This is a genomic window from Bifidobacterium cebidarum (assembly GCF_009193305.1).
Classification (GTDB): Bacteria; Actinomycetota; Actinomycetes; order Actinomycetales; family Bifidobacteriaceae; genus Bifidobacterium; species Bifidobacterium cebidarum.
Window position 1 is genome coordinate 153,619 of the sequence record NZ_WBVS01000001.1, and the last position, 13,863, is coordinate 167,481.

General features: G+C 58.8%; 9 protein-coding genes. 5 read left to right on the forward strand and 4 right to left on the reverse strand.

Annotated features, from left to right (window positions below; all coding sequences use genetic code 11):
• Window positions 1-47: 47 nt before the first annotated feature.
• Together F7D08_RS00600 and F7D08_RS00605 are read left to right on the forward strand one after the other, a co-directional pair.
• A complete protein-coding gene (locus tag F7D08_RS00600; protein WP_152208823.1) occupies window positions 48-1,100 on the forward strand; it encodes a Gfo/Idh/MocA family protein in 1,053 nt (350 codons plus the stop codon).
• A gap of 11 nt (window positions 1,101-1,111) precedes the next feature.
• The gene (locus F7D08_RS00605) at window positions 1,112-1,591 is read left to right on the forward strand and encodes a GNAT family N-acetyltransferase (RefSeq protein ID WP_152208824.1); all 480 of its coding nucleotides are present in this window, start codon (window positions 1,112-1,114) and stop codon (window positions 1,589-1,591) included.
• A gap of 7 nt (window positions 1,592-1,598) precedes the next feature.
• Here the strand turns inward: F7D08_RS00605 and F7D08_RS00610 are convergent, their stop codons facing one another.
• Complete coding sequence (locus F7D08_RS00610; RefSeq protein ID WP_152208825.1) at window positions 1,599-5,735, reverse strand: DEAD/DEAH box helicase; 4,137 nt, start codon at window positions 5,733-5,735, stop codon at window positions 1,599-1,601.
• Window positions 5,736-5,846: 111 nt separating this feature from the next.
• Here F7D08_RS00610 and F7D08_RS00615 point away from each other — a divergent pair, with 111 nt between their 5' ends.
• Both F7D08_RS00615 and dapD read left to right on the forward strand, forming a co-directional pair.
• On the forward strand, window positions 5,847-6,944 hold the full coding sequence (locus tag F7D08_RS00615) for a helix-turn-helix transcriptional regulator (protein ID WP_152208826.1): 1,098 nt from the start codon (window positions 5,847-5,849) through the stop codon (window positions 6,942-6,944).
• A 91-nt stretch (window positions 6,945-7,035) separates the two neighbouring features.
• Window positions 7,036-8,055 carry a 2,3,4,5-tetrahydropyridine-2,6-dicarboxylate N-succinyltransferase gene (gene dapD / locus F7D08_RS00620; protein WP_152208827.1) on the forward strand — a complete coding sequence of 340 codons (1,020 nt, stop codon included), beginning with the start codon at window positions 7,036-7,038 and terminating at the stop codon, window positions 8,053-8,055.
• A gap of 285 nt (window positions 8,056-8,340) precedes the next feature.
• Here the strand turns inward: dapD and F7D08_RS00625 are convergent, their stop codons facing one another.
• The 3 genes from F7D08_RS00625 to F7D08_RS00635 all read right to left on the reverse strand — a co-directional run bounded on the left by F7D08_RS00625 (window position 8,341) and on the right by F7D08_RS00635 (window position 11,443).
• A complete protein-coding gene (locus F7D08_RS00625; protein ID WP_152208828.1) occupies window positions 8,341-9,633 on the reverse strand; it encodes a citrate synthase in 1,293 nt (430 codons plus the stop codon).
• A 160-nt stretch (window positions 9,634-9,793) separates the two neighbouring features.
• A complete protein-coding gene (gene map, locus F7D08_RS00630; protein ID WP_152208829.1) occupies window positions 9,794-10,576 on the reverse strand; it encodes a type I methionyl aminopeptidase in 783 nt (260 codons plus the stop codon).
• 24 nt (window positions 10,577-10,600) lie between these two features.
• Complete coding sequence (locus F7D08_RS00635) at window positions 10,601-11,443, reverse strand: DUF308 domain-containing protein (protein WP_152208830.1); 843 nt, start codon at window positions 11,441-11,443, stop codon at window positions 10,601-10,603.
• 184 nt (window positions 11,444-11,627) lie between these two features.
• Here F7D08_RS00635 and F7D08_RS00640 point away from each other — a divergent pair, with 184 nt between their 5' ends.
• Window positions 11,628-13,808 carry a M13 family metallopeptidase gene (locus F7D08_RS00640; RefSeq protein WP_152208831.1) on the forward strand — a complete coding sequence of 727 codons (2,181 nt, stop codon included), beginning with the start codon at window positions 11,628-11,630 and terminating at the stop codon, window positions 13,806-13,808.
• Window positions 13,809-13,863 lie beyond the last annotated feature (55 nt).

Consider the following 13,863-nt stretch of genomic DNA (forward strand, 5'->3'; position numbering starts at 1 on the left):
CTCTCTTCTATAATGTGCATGACTAACACCGTATTCAAGGAGGAATAATGAGCCGATGGAATGGCAAGCGCGCCGAATTCGAGGCGAGCGGAGCGAAAATCAATGTGGCGATTCTCGGTGCCGGCAATATTGCGCACACCATGGCCGATACGCTGACGCAAATGGCCGAAAGCCCGCTGTATTCCTCATGGATTCACCCATATGCGGTGGCCGCCCGCAGCTTGGACCGCGCGCAGGCTTTTGCCGACCAATGGCATCTGGACAAGGCGTACGGATCGTATGAGGAGCTTGCCGAGGATCCGAACGTGGACTTGGTGTATATCGCCACCCCGCACAGTCTGCATGCCGAGCATGCCATCCTGTGCATGCAGGCCGGCAAGAACGTGCTGGTGGAGAAGTCGTTCACCGCGAACGCCGAACAGGCTCGCCAGACCCTGGCCGTGGCCAGGGAAACCGGGATGCTGTGCACCGAGGCCATTTGGACGCGTTATATGCCCAGCCGTGCGCTGATCAACGAGGTCATCGATTCCGGAGAGATCGGCGAAGTGAAATCCGCGAGCGCGAATCTGTGCTATCCGGTGTGGAAGGTGCCGCGTATGACCGACCCCGAGTGCGCCGGCGGTGCGCTGCTGGACGTGGGCGTGTATCCGTTGAACTTCCTTGATATGGCGATCGGCGCCGATCATGGCCGTACGATTGAGCGTACAGCCACGTCGATGGTGCCGTATGAAACTGGTGTGGACGCGCAGAATTCCACCACGTTGTATTACAACGACGGCACTATGGGCGTGGCAAGCAGCTCGATGCTGGTTTCCTCGGACCGCGGCGGCTATGTGTGGGGCACCGAAGGATATCTGGAAGTCACCAATATCAACAATCCGGAAGCCATTGACCTCTACGACAACGACCATAAGCCTGTGCGCAGCATCGCGGTGCCGCCGCAGCTGACCGGCTACGAGTATGAGGTCGCCGACGCGGCGAACGCATTGCTTGATGGCAAAATCGAGTGCGAGGCGATGCCGCATGCGGATACGATTCGCATCATGGAACTGATGGATCAGATCCGCGGAGAGTGGGGCTTGAAGTTCCCGTTCGAGTAAACTGTCCAACCATGGGAAATCTTACGATTCGCAGGGCTGTGGCGGCTGACATGCCGCGCATCAATGACTTGCTGTTCCAAGTGGCGCAAGTGCATCATCACGGCCGCCCTGACCTGTTCAAAGGCGGTGCCAAAAAGTACACGGACGAGGAACTCGCCGCTATCCTCGCCGACGATGAGGCCCCGGTATTCGTAGCCGCCAACGCCGAAGGCACCGTGCTGGGCTATGCGTTCTGCATCTTCCAACAGCATCATGACAACCATGTGCTCACGGATGTCAAGACCCTGTACATCGATGACCTATGCGTGGACGAACAGGCACGCGGCGAGCATGTGGGCTCCACGCTCTATCGCCATGTGCTCGATTTCGCGCGTAAGTCCGGATGCTATAACGTGACGCTTAACGTATGGTCCTGCAATCCGAACGCGAAGGCTTTCTATGAGCGTATGGGATTGACGCCTTACAAAATCGGCATGGAGCAGATTCTGTAAGGCAAGTTCATCCCAACAAATTGAGCAGATCGTCGCGCGTCAGCGAGGCGATGGATGGCACGCCGGATGCACCAGCGTCGAAGGCACCGGATTCATCGGCGTTGAGCGACGCATCGGTGAACTGACGAGCCAGTTCGCTCTTGGTGTGCTGCAATTCCAAGATGCGTTCCTCGATAGTGTCTTTGGCAACGACCTGGTACACGTTCACATCCTCGGTCTGGCCGATACGATGCGCACGATCAGTAGCCTGATCTTGGGCTGCCGCATTCCACCACGGATCGGCGTGAATCACCACACTGGCACCGGTCAGATTCAAACCGGTGTTGCCGGCCTTCAGGGAGATCAGGAACGCCGGCGTATCGTCCGCGTTGAAACGGTCCACCAATGCCAAGCGCTGCTTCTTCGGCGTCGAGCCGGTGATGGTGTAGTAGCGCAGGCCCTGCTGGTCGAATCGCGTGGCGATCAGTTCGAGGAAGCTGGTGAACTGGGAGAAGATCAGCGCCTTCTTGCCTTCGCTCACGCAGGTTTCCACAAGCTCGGCAATGGCCGCCAGCTTGGCCGACTGGTCTTTGGCATCGGCGTACACGAGACGCGGATCGCAGCAGATTTGCCGCAACCGGGTCAGTTCGGCGAGGATGCGAATCTTCGAGGTGTTGAAATCCGCCTCCTCGCTATGCTCAAGTTGCATGCGCAATCGCTGCTCATGGGCCGCGTACAGTTTGCGTTGCTCACCTTCCAACTGCACGGTCAGCGTATTCTCCAGCTTGTCTGGCAGATCAGTGAGTACTTGGCTTTTCAGCCTGCGTTTGATGAACACGCCCACCAGCGCTTGCAGCTTATGTGCCACGCGCGCGGCCTCAGGGTTGACTTCGGCGGCCGCACGCCCCTCGGCGGTCGTATTGTCCGCAGCGCGCGCATTGGCGATGGGCAGCTCATACCGTTCGCGGAATCGCTTGTATGAGCCCAGCAGCCCAGGCATCAGGAAGTCGAAAATGCTCCATAGTTCGGAAAGCCGGTTTTCAATAGGAGTACCGGTCAGCGCGAATCGGTGATCGGCGGCCACTGATTTGACTGCCTTGGCGATTTTCGTGGTGTGGTTCTTGATGTACTGAGCTTCGTCCAATGCCATAATCGCACAGCATCGAGTGCCATCGGCGCCGCTCCCCTGGTTTATGCTGCCGGAATCGTCCGCCGTGTATTCCTCCACATCACGGCGCAGCAGGTCATACGAGGTGATCAGCACGGTAGGTTCGTCCGCATGGAATGCACGGGCGATGGCGTTGCGGCGCTCGGTTTTGGTGCCGGCAACCACTACCGCATTGAAGCTGGGCGCGAATTTCGCAAACTCGGCGGCCCAGTTGTATACCAAGGAGGCTGGGCAGACGATGAGCGAGGGCTTCAGCGGCTCGGCTGCTTCCGACTGTGCAGCCCGCTGGTAGCGGGACAGAATCAGGGCGATAAGCTGCACCGATTTGCCCAAACCCATTTCATCGGCCAGAATGCCGCCAAAACCCTTATCGCATAAGGTGCTCAGCCAACGGAAACCATCTGCCTGATATGGGCGCAGTATGGACTTGAGGCTATCCGGCACTGCATAGGATGCCGGATCGATCACTGCCAAATCGTCAATATATTGAGTAAAAGAAGTATCCTTGACTACGTCTGCACCATCGTCGGGCAGTTCGCCATCCAATAGGAACGCCTGATTGCCGGGCAATGTTATCGTGCCTGAATCAAGCTGCTTCTCGCTGAGATCAAGGTCCGACGCCAACTTGTCCAATGTGCTCAGGTCGGCGCCATCGAGACGGACCAGTGTGCCGTCCTTCAGTTGATGGAAACGCTGCCTGCGCCGATATGACGCCAACAGCGCACCGACCTCATCCGGAGGCACTTCGTCTGCGATCGGCGAGATTTCCACCAGATTGCCTTTGATCGACAGCCCCACTTTGACGCTCGGCGCTTTCGGCGCCACCAGTCGGTCAAACGCCGGTGTGGTGAATACGCTGCCGACCTCGTGCAAAGCCTGCAAGCCCTCGTCAAACAGCCGTACAATCTGGGTGGTGTTATCCCGGTCGATGGTGGCCGCGCCCGATTGCTTCGCGCGCGTTTGAGCCGCGGCACGGGCGGCGGCAACGCGAGCGGTTTTGGTGGCAAAGCCCCGAGCCGATCTCCGTGACGGGGTAGCCACACCCGATTTGCCGCCCCCGGGCATATCAAAGAATTCACGCACTACGTCCATTGCGAGCCGTTCAGCGTCAAGGTCGCGCCCGATAACGGCCTGTGCAACGGTTCCGTCCTCAGCTGTGACGGCCGGGCCGGCAGGCAGCAACGGCACGATGGTAGTGCCGTAGCGAGCCTTGATCTCGCATTCCACGCCGTATTCGGTGCGGTCGAGATAGAACTCGCTGCGGCATTCGATGGGATTCAGTTCAGCCAGTTCGCGCGGAATATCATGGGCGTCAAGCAGACCGGAAGATATCAGTTCCGGCAATAGGGTTCTGGCGAACAACGCCATATCATCGCCGGCGACGACCTGTCCCTCGCCCTGCGGGGAGAATAGTTCGCCGATAAGCTTGCGAATGGCGGCCAACGATTTCGGACAGCGCACAAAACGGCATCCTGCTGCGCTTGTACGCTGCGACTGCCTCATCATCGGCGAAGTGAAGGCCGACGACTGGGTGGATGCGAGCAATAGCCATGACTGGCTCCCGGCATTCACCACGGTTTCGACACCCGGCTCGCCTTTGAGCAGATACCCTGCATCCGAACCATACACTCGATAGTCCCGGCGCATAATGCGCATGGCTAATTCCGGATCGCCACCATCCACCGGCACTGATGCGGGCTGGCTTGCAAACCAGGCATCCAACACCAGCTGCACGCCTTTGCCTTCACGCAACGACAACAGCGTGGCTACCTCCTGTTCGGAGAGCGTCAGACGCCGATCAATGGCGATATGACCGTAATAGCGATCCTGCTGTTCTGCAGCATGACGCACGGCGAGCGCCGATTGCAAGAATCCGAGCAGCGGCTCGGACTCGGCGTCCAACATCTCCGGGGTATGCGTGAACGCCAGTTTCTTGCCATAATCCACGTATTCCCCATGGTCCATGGCCAGCACGAATTGCGGAATCGCTTTCATCACGTAACTGGAACCATTCGCCATCGAACCGATTTTGAATTCCACACTCCAGGTACCATCGATGAAACTCAGAATCGGGGTAAGGTGCACCTCCCCTGGCTGCACGGTTTGCGGAAGCCCCTGATATCCGCTGCGGCTCTGGGTCCCGCGACGCGACGACGATGCGCTGCCAGAGGATTTCATATCGCCAAATCGCCGCAAAACGGCGGCGCGACGGCGTTCTTTGGCCTGGGTCTGGCGCTTGTCGAGCCGCCGCATGTAATCGAGCATGGCTTTTGAGGGGCGCACTGCCCCGGCATGGTAGCCATCGAAGCGCTGCGGATCGTCGCAGAAGGCGAGTGCAATCGCCGCCATGTGTTTGCAGATGCCATAACCGCGCCCATATGCCGGGCAAGTGCACGAACCGCCGGTGAGCTCGCCGGTGTCGAGTGAGAACAGCACTTCGACGCGGTATCGGCTGGCGGGGCTGGTAGTGCCGCGCATTGTGGCGTTGAGCTGCGCGTATCCGATGCGCTCATTGCTACCGTAGGTCGGCCCGATCATCATGATGCCGGCATTGTTCACGATGGTATGGGCGCGTTGCATGATCGCACGGGATGTGGAGGTCTCGACATCCCGCCGCAGCGCGTCAATGGGAATGGGATGCTGTTGCGCACCACCGGCTCCCATCGCGTCCAGACCGCCGGCAGCCCCGGATGGCGCCACAGCAGCATTGTCATCGCCGAACCACACCGAGCGTGAGGCATTGCGAGCAAGATCCGCATACCGCTCGTATGGAACCGGCATGTCATCCGCAGTGAGCTGATCGTCGGAACCGAACACAGCGGCATCATCGTCCGAGAGCCGCCCTGCCTGAGGTTTGCGCCTGCGTTGAATCCACCGACGCGCGGAATCATCAAACTCGTCGCCAAACACGTCATCATAGGCAAAATCATCGGAATCATCCGAATCCCCAGCACCGTTATTGGAGACATGCCCAAACACACCATATCCACCAACCATGAGCGCATCTCCTTTCCCATGCCATCCACATTCCCGCGATCAAGAAGTCGTCAATCATCGCAAGGAGCCCAACATTCCTATCCTAGACGAATCCGCGGTAGCCTTGACGGTATGGGTGAGGAACGGGCCAATGATTCAGCCAAGCGCAAGACGTATGCGGGCAACAGTGCGTTGGAGATCTTCGAAGTGCTGTGGCGGCATAGTTATTTCGGGCATGGCCTATCCGTGCGCGAGATTCTTGATGAACTAGCGAACATGCATCACACCAATGATCCCGACGAGCTGCCGACCGCGAAAACCGTGCGCAATCAGCTGCGCAAACTCACCACCAGCGCGTTTCTCGGCCGACGCGTCGGATATCTGACCGAGCATGATATTGCCGGCATCGAATGCAAGGACCCGCAACCCGGCTGGTATGTGGAGGCCTTCCTATCCCCCGCTGAAATGCGATTATTGGCGGACAGTCTCACCCTCTCGCGTATCAGCCTCGACACATTGGACGAACTCATCGGCAAGATTCGAGAGCTGGCTGGAGCCGCCGGCGATTCCATCGATTACTTGGATCATGTGACCACCTACACGCATATCAACGGCGAGTTCCTCTCCACCATCGACCAGCTGAATCAGGCCATTGAGGATAATCACGCAGTCACGTTCCAGTATTGCGATTACGGCCCGGACGGCACCATGGTGCCGCACACCAGCCACACCAGCGGACGGGCCGGCACCTATACGGTGGATCCATATCAAATGGTGTATAAGAACGGGCGATACTACCTGATCTGCCATCTGCATGGAGAGCGTAATCTACGCATCTTCGTGGTCAATCGCATCGCTGACGTGAGCGCCCAAGGCCCTAATGGACCGCTGCCGATCGAACAGCCCGCCCCGGCCGATTTTGACGCCGTGGAATTCATGCGGCATCGCCCCTACCCCGTGGCCGACGATCCTGTGCGCATCCGCATGGCCATTCGCGATAAGTCGATGCTCAACAACGTGTTCGAATGGTTCGATGACCCGCAGATCAAGCATTCCCGTGATGGCGAACAGTTCGAAGTCATCGTGAATGCGCCCGAGCGTGCCGTGTTCTGGTGGGCTCTGCAGTATTCCTGGGACGGCCGCGTGGCCATCGTCGAACCGGAATCATTACGAAACCGCCTCTATGAGGCCGGGGCCCGCATGGCCACCATCTACAAACCCGCGCCATAACCTGAAAACCGCATGTGTTCCCGCTGCGTCACCCATTAAGCTAGACAATAGTGATTACTTCACACTACGCGCACAACATAAGGAGCGATACATGAGCGAAGAGCGCACTGCATGGGGCTGGGGTCTGGCCAGCATCGACGCTGCCGGCAACACCCTGGATGTCTGGTATCCCGAGCTGACACTCGGCGAGGCACCGGCGGAAGCCGACCGTCCAAACCATGACTTCGGCACTCTGGTATACGACGAACCTGATGCCCGCGGCATTCGCCGCATTCCGGTCTTCGCCGTCAGCCAGCTTGACGATCCGATCAGCTCGCCGGCCGACGCCTACCTGAAGCTGCACCTGCTGAGCATGCGCATGGCCAAGCCGAACACGCTGAATCTGGATGGCATTTTCGCTCAGCTCAACAATGTGGTCTGGACCAACTATGGCCCGTTCGCCGTTGAGGACTTCACTCTGCGCAAGGCCGACGTGGAACGCGCGGCCACCGATGCCGCTCTGGCATTCGCCACGCAGGCCGGCCTTCCGGCAGCCGCTCCAGCCGCCACCGTCAATGTGTTCGGCGTCGACAAGTTCCCGCGCATGATCGATTACGTGGTGCCCACCGGCGTTCGTATCGGCGATGCCGACCGCGTGCGTCTGGGCGCCTACCTGTCCGCCGGCACCACCGTGATGCACGCCGGCTTCGTGAACTTCAACGCAGGCACCCTGGGCGTTTCCATGGTCGAAGGCCGCGTGTCCCAAGGCGTTGTGGTCGGCGATGGTTCCGACATCGGCGGTGGCGCCTCCATCATGGGCACCCTTTCCGGTGGCGGTAAGCTCCGTAACTCCATCGGCGAGCACTCCCTGCTCGGCGCCAACGCCGGCATCGGTATTTCCCTGGGTGACAACTGCGTGGTCGAAGCCGGCCTGTACGTCACCGCCGGCACCAAGGTGACCATCTGGGACAAGGCCAAAGCCGCAGCCGGCGAACCGCTCGAAGTGGTCAAGGGCGCTGACCTGTCCGGCAAGGACAACATCCTCTTCATCCGCAACTCGGTGAACGGTCGCATCGAAGCGCGCTACCGCAAGGTGGGAATCGAGCTCAACGCCAAGCTCCATAAGAACTAGGAACACGCGTAAATGCCTCACTTGATTTTTCAGTGAGGCATTTTCGTATGTCACTCGAGGTTTTGCTTCGCTGAGTGCATGCTCACTGAAGCAAAACCTCGATTCAATTGGCGCGTTGCCTCAGTGAGCTCTCTTAGCGCAACATAACCACCGCAGACTCGAGGATTTGCCTCACTAAACACCCCCTCAACGAGGCGAATCCTCGAGTTAATTATTACTTTGATACACAACGCATCACACGCTGAGCAAATATCGCTCACATGCTAGAAGTATGCCGAATCACTATCACCGTTCGTCGAGCGGTACGTAATCGCGTTCCACCGGACCGGTGTAGACCTGACGCGGACGGCCGATCTTGGTGTTCGGGTCTGCAAGCATCTCACGATACTGGGCAATCCAGCCGGGAATGCGGCCAAGGGCGAACAGCGTGGTGAACATGGCCGGATCGAAGCCGATGGCGCGGTAGATCAAGCCGGTGTAGAAGTCGACGTTCGGGTACAGGTTGCGGGATACGAAGTATTCGTCGCTCAATGCGATGCGCTCCAGCTCCACGGCCACATCGAACAATGCACGCTCGTCGGCCGGCAGCTTGGAGGTATCCTCACGTTCCATAATCTTCTCCAAATACTGCTTGGCGATGGCAGCACGTGGATCATAGGACTTATAGACGCGGTGGCCGAGGCCGGAGATCTTCTGCCCGTTCTTCTTGGCCTCTTCCACGAATTCGGCCACCGTCTTGCCCGAGTCGCGAATCGCCTTCAACTGGCGCAGCACAGCCTCGTTCGCACCGCCATGTAGCGGGCCGGAGAGAGCGTTAACGCCGGCAGCCACCGCGGAATACAGGTTGGCGTGCGCGGAACCGGCAATGCGCACCACCGACGTCGAGCAATTCTGCTCATGATCGGCATGGATGATGAGCAGTCGGCCCAGCGCATGCACATACAGCAGATCGGATTCGAACGGCTCATACGGCACGGCGAAGCACATGCGCAGGAAATCATCCACATAACCGCGTGCGTAATCCGGGTAGAGCATCGGCTCATCGCGACGGCGGCGGAAGATGTAGGAGACAATCGTACGCACCTTGGCCATGATGATGACCGCGGCCTCATCGAGCTGGTCGGAATCGGAGATATCCGTGGTGTCCGGATAGAACGTGGCCAGCGCGTTGATGGCGGAGGCCAGCACACTCATCGGGTGCGCGGTGCGCGGGAACGAACCCATGAACGTGCGGAAGTCCTCGCCCACCATCGTGCGATGGTTGATATCAGAGACGAACTTCTCATACTGTTCCTTGCTGGGCAGTTCGCCATGGCGCAACAGCCAGGCCACTTCCAGAAAATCGGACTGATCGCAGAGCTGTTCGATTGGATAGCCACGGTAGCGCAGAATCGAATGCTTGCCATCGATGTAGGTGATTTTCGACTCGCACTGGGCGGTGGTCAGGAAGCCCGGGTCAAGTGTCACCCAACCGTCGTTGCGCAGCTTGGAGACGACGATGCCGTCCGCACCTGCCGTTGCCTTGACCACAGGCAAGGTGTATTTGCTGTCATCTACATTCAGCTGGGCTGTTGCCATACTTGTTGCTCCCCTTAGATACGGGCCGATACCGATGGACCATGCCATTCGGTTCAAAAGTATGGCTCACTATATGGCACGCGTGTTTCAATGCAAGTTGCCGTCTCAAAAATGAGAAAAGGCTTCCCTTCTGGGAAGCCTTGATACAAACAGCCTTATATCACAGGTTGGTGCGATCGGTGAAGATGATCGGGCCGTTTTCGGTGATGGCGATGGTGTGCTCGGAGTGAGCACCACGGGAGCCGTCCTCGGAACGCAAGGTCCAACCATCCTTCGGATCCTGGTAGATCTCGTCGGTGGTCTTCAGGAACCACGGTTCGATGGCGATGACCAAGCCTTCGCGCAGCTTGTAGCCGTGGTGAGCCTTGCCATCGTTCGGCACATGCGGATCGCCGTGCATAATATGGCCCACACCGTGACCGCCGAACTCGAGATTAATCGGATAGCCGTATTCGCGGGCGATGTCGCCGATGGTGCTGGAGATATCACCAAGGCGGTTGCCTGGCTTGGCCACGTCGATGGCGGCGGCGAGCGCCTCTTCCGTGCACTTGATCAGTCGCAGGTCTTCCGGGTCGGGATCCTTACCGACCACGAAGCTCACTGCGGAGTCGGCGACCCAACCGTCCACGGAGATGGCCAGGTCGAGGGAGACCAAGTCGCCGTCTTTCAGGTTGTAGTCGTACGGGATACCGTGCAGCACGGCATCGTTGACGGACGTGCAGATGTAGTGGGCGAACGGACCGGTGCCGAAATCAGGAGCGTAATCCACGTAGCAGGATTCTGCACCCTTGCGGTCCACGATCTTCTTGTGAACGAATTCGTCGATTTCCAGCAGGTTGGTGCCCACCTTAGTGGTTTCCTGCAGTTCCTTCAAAATGCCACCGACAAAACGGCCGGCAGGCTTCATTTCCTCGATTTCGCGAGGGGTTTTCAGTTCGATCATGCCTGCCAGCCTACTCACAGCGCCCTACTTGCGTGGTTTGCCAAAGGTGAACGCGCGAATCACGGCCGTGACACCCATCACCACCATTGCGCAACCGCCGAAGATGACCATGAACACCGTGGAGCTTAACGGGCTCATCAGCACCACGAAGCCGGCGACGATGGAGATGATGGCATAGGCGATGGCCCATCCGGAGCGTGGAATGCGCCAGGATTCCACCAGTGCCATCACGCCTTCCATGATCCAGCCGAAGCCCACCATCAGCGTGATGAGCAACGCAAGGGTTTGCCCGGTCAGACCATAGTTGCGCACGACCACTACGCCGCCAAAGGTGAGCAGGATGCCTATCAGCACATCCAACACACGCCATCCGCCCGGCAAGAGTGGCGTCACCAATGCACTGACGATGCGAACCACACCGGAAATCACGAAATAGACACCCAGCAGCAGTGCGGCCAATGCCAACGTTTTATTCGGTGAAATCAGCAGCGCTGCACCGAGGGCGATGGCGGCAACGCCAACGACACCGTAGATTACGCGGATGGTGGATTTGGCGCGCTGCGGCAGCCATTCCTCGATCAGACGGAACGGGTTGAAGTCGCCGGCATACCAGTTCGGCTGGCCCGCAAACGGGTCAAAGCCTTGGCCGTTGCCGGCGTCGTTTGGCTGACCGTAGCCCCCATAAGGCCGCTGCCCATATGGCTGACCATTGGGATTGGTGGCATAGGGACCATAGTAGGGATTCTGTCCGCCTTGCCCATTCTGCGGCGGGTACTGCCCGCCATGATTGGTGTCATAGGCACCATACTGCGGCTGTCCCGATTGTGGAGCGTTCGGGTTCTGATTGTTCATGTTTGGATCGCTCATCGTGACTCCTTAGGGTCGTCTCCTGAGGTTCATGCTTCGATTCCAAATTTTAGACAAACTGCCTAATTCGCACCATAAGCAGAGATGGTCACAGTGTCTAATTGTTGAGTTGCGCACTATGGAATAAGCCCATAGCACAATACGGTGAGCCGAACCTGCCGCATCATGGTCTAGGCTGGAGGGCATGACTAACGAAACCGCAACAACGAAGTCGGGCATCGACCCATCGTCCTTCTCCTCCACCATCAAGCCGGTCAACGACCTGTTCCGTTACGTGAACGGACCATGGATCGACACCTACCGTCTGCCGGACGACCGTTCTCGCTACGGCTCTTTTGACAAACTCGCCGAAGACGCCGAGAACCAGGTTCGCGAGATTTTGGAAGACGATGATTCCCCTGCCATCAAGTCTCGCGCACTCTATCGCTCGTTCCTTAATACCGATGTCATTGAGGAGGCCGGCCTCGACCCGATCCGCGATGAGCTTGATCTCATCGATTCCGCAATCGACAAGGCCGCACTGACCCGTGTGCTCGGCACCATCAACCCCGCTGGCGGCCCGGATCTGTTCGGCTTGGCGGTGTACGGCGACCCAGGCAACCCGGACCTGAACATCGCCCACATCGAACAGGGCGGTATCATGCTTCCCGATGAGGCCTACTACCGTGAGGACCATTACGCACCGGTTCGCGAAGCGTACGTGGCCATGGTGGCCGCACAGCTTGTAAACGCCGGTTATGCACCTGCCGCGGAATCCAATGGTGGCGATGAACTGCCGCAATCCACCCAAGAGGATGATGACGAAGCACCAGCAGTGGCGCCAAGTGAAGCCGCACTGGCCATGGCCCGCCATTTCCTTGAGGTGGAGACCAGAATCGCCGCCAATCATTGGGACAATGTGGCCACCCGCGACTCGGTGAAGACCTACAACCCCACCGATTACGCCGACCTCGCCGCAACCTTGAAGAACTTCGATCTGGATTCCTGGATTGATGCCTGGCAGTCCGCCTATGATGCCACCACGGCCGCGAAGTCCCAGCCGATCGATTTCAAGTCCGTATTCGCCCGCACCATCGTGCATGAGCCGAGCTTCCTCAAGGGCCTTGACCAGTTCTGGGCCGACGCCGATCTGGCTGATTTGAAGCTCTGGGCTCGCGTGCACGTGATCGTGGGATCCGCCAGCATGCTCTCCCGTGTATTCGACGCCACCAATTTCGCCTTCTTCGGCAAGGTGCTTTCCGGAGCGAAGAAGCAGCGCGACCGTTGGAAGCGTGGCGTCAGCCTCGTCAACGGCATCTGCGGCGAGGACGTCGGCCAGGAATACGTGCGTCGTCATTTCCCCGAAAGCTCCAAGCAGCGTATGGAACAGCTGGTTGCGAACCTCATCGACGCCTACCGCGTATCCATCACGAATTCCGACTGGCTGGGCGAAACCACCAAGGCCAAGGCCTTGGAGAAGCTTTCCAAGTTCACGCCGAAAATCGGCTACACCAACCATTGGCGCGACTACTCCGCATTGGATGTTTCCGCCGATGCCGTGCTCGCCGACAACGCCAAGGCCGCAAACCTATACGAGACCGGCTATCAGCTGGCCAAGGTCGGCAAACCTGCCGATAAGGATGAATGGCTGATGAACCCACAGACGGTGAACGCCTACTACGAGCCGAGCATGAACGTCATCGTGTTCCCGGCCGCCATTCTGCAGCCTCCGTTCTTCGACCCGGAAGCCGATGACGCCGCCAACTATGGCGGTATCGGTGCCGTGATCGGCCATGAGATCGGCCACGGTTTCGACGATCAGGGCTCCCAGTACGACGGCGACGGCAAGCTCAACAACTGGTGGACCGACGAGGACCGCAAGAACTTCGAGGAGCGCACCAAGGCGCTTATCGAGCAATACAACGGTTTCGTGCCGCAGCAGCTGGTCGAGAAGTACGCCGACGAGCCGGATAAGGCCCCGCACGTCAACGGCGCACTGACCATCGGCGAGAACATCGGCGACCTAGGCGGCGTGAACATCGCGCTCAAGGCCTACGCATTCGCGCTCGGCAAGGCCGCAGGGACCATCACCGGCGATGGCGACGAGGATGGTTCGCCCGCCGCCATCAAGGCATTGCTCGATACCGCCCCTGAAATCGATGGCTTTACCGGCCTGCAGCGTTTCTTCCTGAGCTACGCCTCCATCTGGCGCACCAAGAACCGCGATGAGCTGGCCGAGCAGTATCTGCAGATCGACCCGCACTCCCCCGCCGAATTCCGCACCAACGGCATCGCCAGCAATGTGGACCTGTTCTACGATGCCTTCGGCGTCACCGAAGGCGACGCCATGTGGCTCGCGCCAGCAGATCGCGTACGCATCTGGTAGGCCGCCGATAATTCGCGGCGATGCCGCCGAATCCAATGACTGGTGTGGCGTAAAT

Excerpts from the sequence above, each read along its gene's own strand:
- F7D08_RS00610 (WP_152208825.1), bottom strand. The coding sequence starts at position 5,735 with ATGGTTGGTGGATATGGTGTGTTTGGGCATGTCTCCAATAACGGTGCT.
- F7D08_RS00635 (WP_152208830.1), bottom strand. The coding sequence starts at position 11,443 with ATGAGCGATCCAAACATGAACAATCAGAACCCGAACGCTCCACAATCG.
- map (WP_152208829.1), bottom strand. The coding sequence starts at position 10,576 with ATGATCGAACTGAAAACCCCTCGCGAAATCGAGGAAATGAAGCCTGCC.
- F7D08_RS00640 (WP_152208831.1), top strand. The coding sequence starts at position 11,628 with ATGACTAACGAAACCGCAACAACGAAGTCGGGCATCGACCCATCGTCC.
- dapD (WP_152208827.1), top strand. The coding sequence starts at position 7,036 with ATGAGCGAAGAGCGCACTGCATGGGGCTGGGGTCTGGCCAGCATCGAC.
- F7D08_RS00600 (WP_152208823.1), top strand. The coding sequence starts at position 48 with ATGAGCCGATGGAATGGCAAGCGCGCCGAATTCGAGGCGAGCGGAGCG.
- F7D08_RS00615 (WP_152208826.1), top strand. The coding sequence starts at position 5,847 with ATGGGTGAGGAACGGGCCAATGATTCAGCCAAGCGCAAGACGTATGCG.
- F7D08_RS00625 (WP_152208828.1), bottom strand. The coding sequence starts at position 9,633 with ATGGCAACAGCCCAGCTGAATGTAGATGACAGCAAATACACCTTGCCT.
- F7D08_RS00605 (WP_152208824.1), top strand. The coding sequence starts at position 1,112 with ATGGGAAATCTTACGATTCGCAGGGCTGTGGCGGCTGACATGCCGCGC.